Origin of the sequence: Pseudomonas sp. (genome assembly GCF_050739935.1) — a bacterium.
Taxonomy (GTDB): domain Bacteria; phylum Pseudomonadota; class Gammaproteobacteria; order Pseudomonadales; family Pseudomonadaceae; genus Aquipseudomonas.
In genome coordinates this window covers 19203-28732 of sequence record NZ_JBOICF010000107.1, presented here as the reverse complement: position 1 = coordinate 28732, position 9530 = coordinate 19203, and the positions used below count along the sequence as shown (strand labels likewise).

Below are 9530 nucleotides of genomic sequence, written 5' to 3'. Positions count from 1 at the left end.
CGGAGTGTCAGCAATATCCTCCGCGTTCGCCAGCAAGCCGGCTCCTACAAGTGAAACCGCCAGCAAGCAGGCTCGCGCACGCGGGGCCAACGCTATCTGAACAACCGATCCCGCACCTGCAACATCATCTCGGCATCAAGCTCGCCCCAGTACTGCGGCTTGCCCGCCACGATCGCAGCGATGGGAATGCCGTCGCGATACACCAGCCGATTGCCGACCACTGCGGCGACCTTCGCGCCCGGCAGCAACGTGCCGGCCAGGTTCAGCGGATCGACGCCGCTGACCCCAATCAGACTGCCATCCAGCGCGCGTTTGCGGACCTCCCGAAGTACGGGAATCGCCTCGGGCAACGCAAATTGCTCACCCGCGAGCCCGGCAATGAATCGCCCGCCACGAATGTCGCCCCGCGCCTCCAGACGATGGAAGGTGCGCAGCAACTCTCGCCAGGTCGGCAGCCAGTCCGCTTCACGTTCCAGCAAGCGCCAGAACACCACGCCGTAACGACGCAGCAAGGTCATGGCGATGTGCTCCAGCGTGTCGCTGTCCAGCCGTCGCGGCAACGTGGTTTCGGCGGTTGGCGCCCGGCGCAACAAGGCCCAGCGCCCGGCATCGTCCATTCCGCCGATCAACGCCCCGCGATTGCGGCGGCTGGTGTGGGCCGTGCGTTTGCTCGCGGGAGTGATCAATGCGCGCAGCCCGGCAAAGCTATCGGCGTTTACCAGGCCTGCGCCGACCAGTTCCTGCAAGGCGTTTTCCAGTTCAGTGCGCAGCAGATGCGCTTCGCTCGTCAGTTCATCGAAGAACATCGCGCCCTGAGTCGACAGCACCTCATGAACCCGTTGGGCGCGCAAAGATAATTCGGTGGGTGCGGGTTGTTCGGTCAGGCCGCTCCACAGGCGCACCTGCGGGCGCGGTAGCAACACAATCGGCGTACTGCGCAACGCAGCGGTGCCAACCTTGTTGCGATTGGTCAGACGCATCCACACGACCTTGCCGGATCTGCACAGGTCATCCAGCCAGCTCTGGGAATAGTCCTTCAGGCGTGCGGGAAGAATATCGCTGTCCCAGGCGCCAGCGGCGGCCGAGAAGCCTTCCAGTTGATCGACCACTTCCGGCAATGCCGCTTTGCCCTGACTTTGAGCCGATGTGGACAGATGCTGCCAGTCGAACAAAAAACGCATGAAGTCCTGCAGCGACACTGGCTCGATTTCCCGGCGCAGGCGTTTGACCGTGTAGCGATGAATGCGCGACAGCAGATGCCGTTCACACCATTGTTCTTCGCTGGCGCCGGGGCTGAAGCGACCGCGCAACACGTAGCCTTCGTTTTCCAGCTGGGCCAATGCCTGAGCGACATCGCCTGCCTGCAGAGCAAGCGGCTCGGCGATGTCTGGCAAGGTCAGTGGCCCGAAACCGCTCAGACGCGCGCGAACGATTTCGACCTTGGCGTCGTCTTCGCTCCAGACTTCATCGAAACCGGGCAACACAGCCAGCGGAGGGTGCATTTCAGCCGCCGGATAAACCGCCCGCAAACAACTCAGCCGTTCCAGGGCAATCCAAAGGGCCTGCTCGGGCGAGACCTGCAAACGCGTCGCACGTCCCGATCGGGCCAGGCTTTCCAGCCATTTCATCCAGTCGCTCTGATCCCGTGCTTCGGCGCCACTGACACAGCCCAGGCTCATCAGCGCCTCATGCATTTCGTCGATGTTCTGCGGCTGCGGCCAGGCTTCTTCAGCGACCGCCACGATGGCATCAGCATCCAGCGCACCCAGATCGTCGGCCGATTCAGGGTCGCTCCAACGACGATTGAGGACCGCTTGGGTGCGACGTTCTTCCAGCGGCGCGTCATCGAGGAAGGTGTAGGGTTTGGCGTTGAGAATCTCGGCCGCCAGCGGGGAGGGCGCGGGCAGATCGCGGGCAATCAGGCGCACATCGCCTTTTTCCATGCGCCTTAAAAGACCCAACCAGCCGTCGGCGTCCATGGCTTCGTGGAGGCAGTCGTCCAACGTCTGCTCGACCAGCGGATGCTCCGGGACTTCACGTTCGCCGACGAGGTTTTCCAGGCAGGCGATCTGGTCCGGGAACACTGTAGCGATCAGATCTTCGCTCTTCATCCGTTGCAGCTGCGGCGCGACTTTTCGACCGCCCGCATAACGCGGCAACGCCAGCGCGACGCCAGCATTCCAACGCCAACGCACATTGAACAGCGGCGCATCCAGCACCGCCTGGATCAAGATGTGCTCGGCGCTGTTGGAATGCAGGTAACGCCAGACCTCATCCAGCGCGAAGCTGTGGCTGGTAGACAGTGACAGCACGATAGCGTCTTCACTGGCGGCGGCCTGCAGTTCGAAGTTGAAGGTGCGACAGAAACGCTTGCGCAACGCCAGGCCCCAGGCGCGATTGATGCGACTGCCGAAGGGCGTGTGAATCACCAGTTGCGTGCCGCCGGATTCATCGAAGAAACGCTCCATGACCAGCGTGTCCTGCGATGGCAAGGCGCCGAGGGCAGAACGTGCCCGCGCCAGGTACTCGACCAACTGTTCGGCGCTGTCCAGACCCAGGCCCAACGTAGTCATCAGCCAGTCGGTGCAAGGGCGCAAGTTGCCCGGATGTTCGCTCAGCTGCTGATCGATGTCAGCCTGCAAACGCGCCACGGCGAACGACAACTCATCGCTGCGCCCCGGCGCTTCGCCCAGCCAGAACGGGATATTCGGTGGCACACCTTGAGCGTCTTCCACCCGCACCCGGCCGGCTTCGATACGCAGGATGCGGTAAGAGGTATTACCCAACTGGAAGATATCGCCAGCGAGGCTTTCCACCGCAAAGTCTTCGTTGACCGTGCCGATGTTCAGCGCCTGTGGTTCGAGAATCACGCTGTAATCGGCATTGTCCGGAATCGTGCCGCCGCTGGTGACGGCCGTGAGCTTGCTGCCGCGTCGACCGCGCAATGTGCGAGTCACGGCGTCGCGATGCAGATAAGCCGCACGCACGCCCTGACGGCCGCTGTAACCCTCGGCGAGCATGGTCAACAGGGCTTGATAATGCCCCTCATCGAGCTCTGCATAGGGCGATGCTTTGCGAAACATTTGCAGCAGGGCCTGCTCTTCCCATTCCTGGCAGCTGACCTCGGCAATGATTTGCTGTGCCACGACATCCAGCGGCGCTTTGGGAATCAGCAAGGTGTCGAGTTCGCCACGACGTACGCAATCCAGCAAGGCCGCGCACTCGATAAGGTCATCACGGGAAATGGCGAACAGCCGGCCCTTTGGCGTACCCCCCACGTGGTGGCCGGAACGTCCGACACGTTGCAGGAAGGCAGCGATGGAGCGCGGCGAACTGATCTGACAGACCAGGTCGACATCGCCGATATCGATACCCAATTCCAGCGATGCCGTGGCGATCAGCACTTGCAGATCGCCGCGCTTGAGTCGTTGCTCGGCATCCAGCCGCTGTTCCTTGGCCAGACTGCCGTGGTGCGCAGCGACTGCCTCCTTGCCCAGACGCTCGCTCAGAAAGCGCGCCATGCGTTCGGCCAGTCGCCGGGTGTTGACGAAGATCAGCGTGGTGCGATGTTCGCGGGCCAGCTCGGCGATGCGGTCGTAAACCAGCTGCCAGACATCATTGGCCATCACCGCCGTCAACGGCACGGGTGGCACTTCGATCGCCAGATCCCGGGGGCGGGCATGGCCGATATCGACGATGGCGCAAGGTCGACTGACCGGATCGCTGCCTACCAGAAAGCGTGATACCCGCTCGATGGGTTTTTGTGTGGCCGAGAGACCGATGCGCAACAGCGGTGTGTCACACAGCGCCTGCAACCGTTCCAGACTCAGCGCCAGATGACTGCCTCGCTTGCTGGAGGCGATGGCGTGGATTTCATCGACGATCACGGTTTGTGTGCTGGACAGCATGCGCCGACCGGAGTCCGAGCCCAGCAGCACATAGAGTGATTCCGGAGTGGTGACCAGAATGTGCGGAGCGGTCTTGCGCATCGCGTTGCGTTCTTTCTGCGGGGTATCGCCGGTGCGCACGGCGGTGCTGATCCGCAATCCAGGCAGACCCTGCCGCTCAAGCTGTTCGGTGATGCCGGCGAGTGGGTTCTGCAGATTGATCTGGATGTCGTTGGACAGCGCCTTGAGGGGCGAGACATAGACCACGAAAGTCTGTTCCGGCAGATGACCGCCCATTTCCAGGCCCTGATGAACCAGGTCGTCGATCACCGCCAGAAACGCAGTAAGGGTTTTACCGGAGCCGGTGGGCGCGGCGATCAAGGTGGATTGGCGTCGCTTGATCAACGGCCACGCGTGGGCTTGGGCAGCGGTGACTGCCGGAAATGTCTGGTTGAACCAGGCGCTGACGGCCGGATGAAAGTCGTCGAGCACTGGAGCGAGGGTCTGGGGAAGGTTCATGCCTGTGTTTATGAGGGTGAACGCTGAGGGATGCAAGGGCCGGTGATCGGGCTTGGTCCATCTGATGTATGGCATATGGCAACTGTGGAAATGAGCGTGCTCACGAAGAGCGAGGTTGAAGAGCCCATATATCCAGCGGCTGATCCCCAGTCTCCGTGAGCAAGCTCACTTACACAGACAAAATGCCCGGCGAAACACCGCACACAGCCCACGTGTTGGGACTTATCCGCGCGACGTGTTATGTTTGCGACCGTTTTTCACCTATTTTTTCCAATTGAATTCCAAGACCGAGCCTGCTGACTCTATGCGAATGCGCCTTATGCTGTTGGGCGGCGGGAATGCCCTTGGGCAGGCGTTGATTCGTCTGGGTGCCGAGGAGGACATTGGCTTCCTCGCACCGCGTCCACCGCAAGACGGGTGGGATGCGGCAAGCCTGACGCAACTGCTCGATGACACCCGCCCGGATGCCTTGATCAACCTTGCTTACTACTTCGACTGGTTTCAGGCGCAAAGTGTGAGCGCGCAGAGGCTGGACATCCAGGAACGCTCCGTCGAACGTCTGGCCCAGCTGTGCCAGCATCACAATATCGTTCTGGTTCAGCCTTCCAGCTATCGGGTGTTCGATGGCTCGCGGGCGACTGCCTATAGCGAGAAGGACGAACCGGTACCGCTGGGGGCTCGTGGTCAGGCGCTGTGGCGCATTGAGCAGAGCGTGCGCGCCACCTGCCCGCAACACGTGCTGGTGCGTTTTGGCTGGCTGCTCGATGACAGCGCCGACGGTGTGCTCGGGCGTTTCCTGACCCGTGCCGAAACCGAAGAAGAACTGCTTTTGGCCGATGATCGTCGTGGCAACCCGACCCCTGTCGATGACGCAGCGCGGGTGATCATTTCGGTGCTCAAGCAACTCGATTGCGCGGCACCGCTGTGGGGCACCTATCACTACGCCGGTCACGAGGCCACCACGCCGCTGGCGCTGGGGCAGGCGATTCTGACCGAGGCGCGCCTGATGCGCACCCTGGCCATCGAAGCCCCGACCGCCCAGGCCCACGCCGCCAGCCCCGACGCCGCCGAAGAGCCGCAGAACGCAGTGCTGGCCTGCAAGAAAATCCTTCACACCTTTGGTATCAAGCCCCGCGCATGGCGTGCCGGTTTGCCCAGCTTATTGGACCGCTATTACCGTCATGTCTGATGCTCCTGTCCTCATCACCGGCGGCGCCGGTTTCATCGGCTCGCACCTGGTCGACGCCTTGCTCGCCAAGGGCTATGCAGTGCGGGTGCTGGACGACCTGTCTGCCGGGAAACGCAGCAACCTGCCGCTGGATAATCCAAGGGTCGAGCTAATCGAGGGCGATGTTGCCGATGCGGCGTTAGTGGCGCGAGCCGCGACGGGGTGTCAGGCAGTCGCGCATTTGGCGGCCGTGGCCTCTGTGCAAGCCTCGGTGGATGATCCGGTCAAGACTCACCAAAGCAATTTCATCGGCACCCTGAACGTCTGCGAAGCCATGCGTCAGGCGGGCATCAAGCGTGTGGTGTTCGCCTCCAGCGCCGCGGTCTACGGCAACAACGGCGAAGGTGAGGCCATCACCGAAGACACACCCAAAGCGCCCCTGACGCCGTATGCCTCAGATAAGCTCGCCAGCGAGCATTACCTCGACTTTTACCGCCGCCAACATGGCCTGGAGCCGGTGGTGTTTCGCTTCTTCAATATCTTCGGGCCGCGTCAGGATCCGTCCTCGCCGTATTCCGGGGTGATCAGCATCTTTGCCGAGCGCGCCGAGAAGGGCCTGCCGATTTCCGTGTTCGGCGATGGCGAGCAGACTCGCGACTTCTTTTATGTCGAAGACCTGGTCGATCTCGTGGTGCAGGGTTTTGAGTTGCCGGTGGTCGAAGAGGGCGCAGTCAACGTTGGACTCAACGCCACCACGTCGCTGAATGAGCTGTTAGCGGCATTTGGTCGAGTGGTTGGAAGTCTGCCGCCGGTGACCTACTTGCCGGCGCGTTCGGGCGACATCAAGCATTCCCGCGCTGACAACCAGCGTTTGCTCTCGCGCTTCAAGGTGCCCGAGCCGACGCCTCTCGCGGTAGGGCTGGCGCGCCTGATGGGACGCTAAGTCCAGACAGCAAAAAGGCACCGATCAGGTGCCTTTTTTATGCGCGATCAATTGGCCTGTAGCAGCACGGCGTGCCGGCGGTGGCAATTTTGCGATCGCTGCCGCCGGCAAGCCGGACTGCTACAGGGCGCGCGCGGCAGGTTCAGTCGCGCAGGCCACTCGTCCTTTAGAACTTGTAACCAACCCCTACCATGTAAACCCATGGATCGATGTCCACATCCACTTTGGTCTTGCCGACGCTCAGCGCCGATGGGCCGTCAACGCTGGCCTTGGTGTCGATGTCGACGTACCAGACCGAGGCATTGAGCATGATGTTGTCGGTCAGCATGTAATCCATGCCGATCTGCCCGGCCAGACCTACCGAATCCTTGAGCTTCAGGTTGCTGAAGCCTTGATCCTTGCGCTCGCCGCTCAGGTCGGTATCGAAGAACTTGGTGTAGTTCAGGCCGATACCGGCGTAGGGCTGGAACTTCGACGAGGCGTCCATCGGGTAGTACTGCAACGACAGCGTAGGCGGCAACTGCTTGACGTCCGCCAGCTTGCCGTCAAGCCCTGGGCCGAGGCCTTTCACGCCGATGGTGTGGCTGAAAGGAGTGGCGGCCAGCAGCTCCAGACCCACGTGATCAGTGAGCATGTAGGCGAAGGTCAGGCCCAACTGTGTCGAGTTGTCTGCAGTGGCTTTGGTGCCTGAGACGTTGGCCCCGTCCAGCTTGAGATTGCCGCTGTCCTCATTGGGATTCACCCGTGCCGCGCCTGCGCGCACGATGATGTCGCCAGCCTGATGGGCTTCGGCAACGATCGGTGTGCAGAGGGCGAGCGCAACGAGAGATGCGCCGAGCAGGGACTTGTTCATGGGGGGCTCCGAAAGGGCGTTTAAAAGGGATGCCCTATGTTACGAAGCGTCTGATACGCGCTTTTTGACCTGGCTCAACGGATTGGCGATCAATCTGGATGCGATGAAACTTTTCGGCGGTGCAATCTCTGCGGGAGCGAGTTTGCTCACGAAGACTGCATTTCAGGCGCTGGATGTGCGGCGAATGAACTTGCCCGTGCGTCCGATGGCGGCCCCGGCCAAACTCACTCCCACAGGCTGGCCCCAGGCCAGGCTTAATCCTGTGATCAGACTCTGTAGCGATCCGGCTCGCCAGCGGTGGCGTTCGTGAGATCACTATCGCCGGCAAGCCGTGCCGCTACAGCATGCACATCCGATTTGGCTACTGATCCGGCAATTCGTAGACCAAAATCTTGTCGGCCTCCATCTGATACCCCGCATCGGCCAGCTCGCTGGTGCTGGATTTGACCTGCATCGGCCCTTCGATCCAGTACGGCTGGTAGAGCTCGTCGACCTTCACCCCGAGCTCGCTGGTGACGTGGACGATCTGGTTTGGCGGCGGTGGTGGTACATGGATGCAGGCTCCGAAGTACGGCACCAGCAGAAACTCGGTTACACGGCCTTCTTCGCTGACTTCCAGCGGCACGATGTAGCCGGGCAGGCGGACCCTCTGGCCATCGAGGGATTTCACCACCGGCGCGTCGGGGGCGAGTTGATGAGCCGCAGGCGACGACTCCACCGACAAGGCGTCGGCCATTTTCGACAGGTCATGGATGGGCGCTGTGATCAGTTTCACAGGGGGCGCGTCGGGCGGGATCATCTCCTGCCACGTCAGCACCCGCAGGTCCTGCGCCCAAGAACACGACGCGACCAACAACGACAACCACACCCACCACCTGTGCATCACGCCGTCCTCATAAACGAATCGACAGACCATCCGCCAATGACTGGCGATAGGCGCGCCACGCAGGCACGACCCCCATCAGCAAGGCTGCGCAAAGAATGCCGCCGAGCAGCGTCCATTCATAAGCGCTGGGCAGCGAAAGTGGCAAGTACAGCCCGTAATTGGCCTGCACGTAACCCTGCGCGGCGGCGATGCCGATGTACAGCAATGCCAGACCGCTGACCGCACCCGCCAGTGCCAGCGCGAATGCTTCGAGAATCAGCAGGCTCGCGACATGCCAGGGCCGCGCGCCGACTGAGCGCAGGATGGCCATCTCCCGCCGACGTTCGTTGAGGCTGGTAAGAATGGCTGTGAGCATGCCGATCAAACCGGTCAACACCACGAACAGCGAAATCACGAACAGCGCCTTCTCCGCCGTGCCCATCAGGCTCCACAACTCCTGCAAGGCCACGCCCGGCAAGATCGCCAGCATCGGTTCGCCGCGGAATTCATTGATCTCGCGTTGCAGGGCGAAGGTGGAAATCTTGCTGTTCAGGCCGAGCATGAAGGCGGTGATGGCGGTCGGCGTCAGGTCCATGTTGCGCGCCTGATCGGCTGTGATCCGCCCTGCGCCCTGAGCCGGTACGCCGTTGTGCCAGTCGATATGAATCGCTTCCATGCCGCCAAGACTGATGTGCAGCGTGCGGTCCACCGGGGTGCCGGTACGCTTGAGGATGCCGACTACGGTGAATGGCTTGTCGTCATGTTTGACCAGACTCACCACGGCCACGCCATGAGCCAGCACCAGCTTGTCACCGAGCTTGTAATGCAGCGCGTCGGCGACTTCGGCACCGAGCACCACTTCGAACGGATCGTTGGCAAACGGTCGCCCATCAGCCAGTTCCAGATGCTGCTGGCGCCCGTACTGGTAGTGCTCGAAATACGATTGGTTGGTGCCCATCACTCGATAGCCGCGATGGCTGTCACCGAGGGAAATCGGAATTGCCCACTTCACCTGCTTGCTGCCTGCGAAGTGCTCGAAGCTATCCCAGCGGATGTTATTGGTGGCGTTGCCGATGCGAAACACCGAATACAGCAATAGATTGACCGAGCCGGAACGGGCGCCGACGATCAGATCCGTACCGCTGATGGTACTGGCAAAACTGGCGCGGGCTTCGGTGCGTACACGTTCCACGGCCAGCAGCAGGCAGACCGAAAGGGCGATGGCGAAGGCCGTGAGAAAGGCAGTAAAGCGGCGGTTGGCGAGACTGGCCAGCGCCAGACGAAGAAGATACATC

The 9530-nt window shown here is 61.7% G+C and carries 6 protein-coding genes; 2 read left to right on the top strand and 4 right to left on the bottom strand.

Features of this window, described 5'->3' with window-relative positions; translation table 11 throughout:
• Nucleotides 1-92: 92 nt before the first annotated feature.
• The gene (locus tag ACRER8_RS21325) at nucleotides 93-4406 is read right to left on the bottom strand and encodes a DEAD/DEAH box helicase (protein WP_431748173.1); all 4314 of its coding nucleotides are present in this window, start codon (nucleotides 4404-4406) and stop codon (nucleotides 93-95) included.
• 304 nt (nucleotides 4407-4710) lie between these two features.
• Here ACRER8_RS21325 and ACRER8_RS21320 point away from each other — a divergent pair, with 304 nt between their 5' ends.
• A complete protein-coding gene (locus ACRER8_RS21320; protein ID WP_431748172.1) occupies nucleotides 4711-5595 on the top strand; it encodes a sugar nucleotide-binding protein in 885 nt (294 codons plus the stop codon).
• Nucleotides 5588-6517: an NAD-dependent epimerase/dehydratase family protein gene (locus tag ACRER8_RS21315; RefSeq protein ID WP_431748171.1), complete on the top strand. Its 930-nt coding sequence runs from the start codon at nucleotides 5588-5590 to the stop codon at nucleotides 6515-6517. Before ACRER8_RS21320 ends, ACRER8_RS21315 begins: the two co-directional genes overlap by 8 nt.
• A gap of 166 nt (nucleotides 6518-6683) precedes the next feature.
• Here the strand turns inward: ACRER8_RS21315 and ACRER8_RS21310 are convergent, their stop codons facing one another.
• The 3 genes from ACRER8_RS21310 to ACRER8_RS21300 all read right to left on the bottom strand — a co-directional run bounded on the left by ACRER8_RS21310 (nucleotide 6684) and on the right by ACRER8_RS21300 (nucleotide 9529).
• Nucleotides 6684-7370, bottom strand: a complete 687-nt coding sequence (locus tag ACRER8_RS21310; RefSeq protein ID WP_431748170.1) for an OmpW/AlkL family protein — start codon at nucleotides 7368-7370, stop codon at nucleotides 6684-6686.
• 361 nt (nucleotides 7371-7731) lie between these two features.
• Nucleotides 7732-8253 (bottom strand): DUF3299 domain-containing protein, encoded by a 522-nt coding sequence (locus ACRER8_RS21305; protein WP_431748169.1) that lies wholly within the window; start codon nucleotides 8251-8253, stop codon nucleotides 7732-7734.
• Between the two features lie 10 nt (nucleotides 8254-8263).
• Nucleotides 8264-9529 carry an ABC transporter permease gene (locus tag ACRER8_RS21300; RefSeq protein WP_431748168.1) on the bottom strand — a complete coding sequence of 422 codons (1266 nt, stop codon included), beginning with the start codon at nucleotides 9527-9529 and terminating at the stop codon, nucleotides 8264-8266.
• Nucleotide 9530 lies beyond the last annotated feature (1 nt).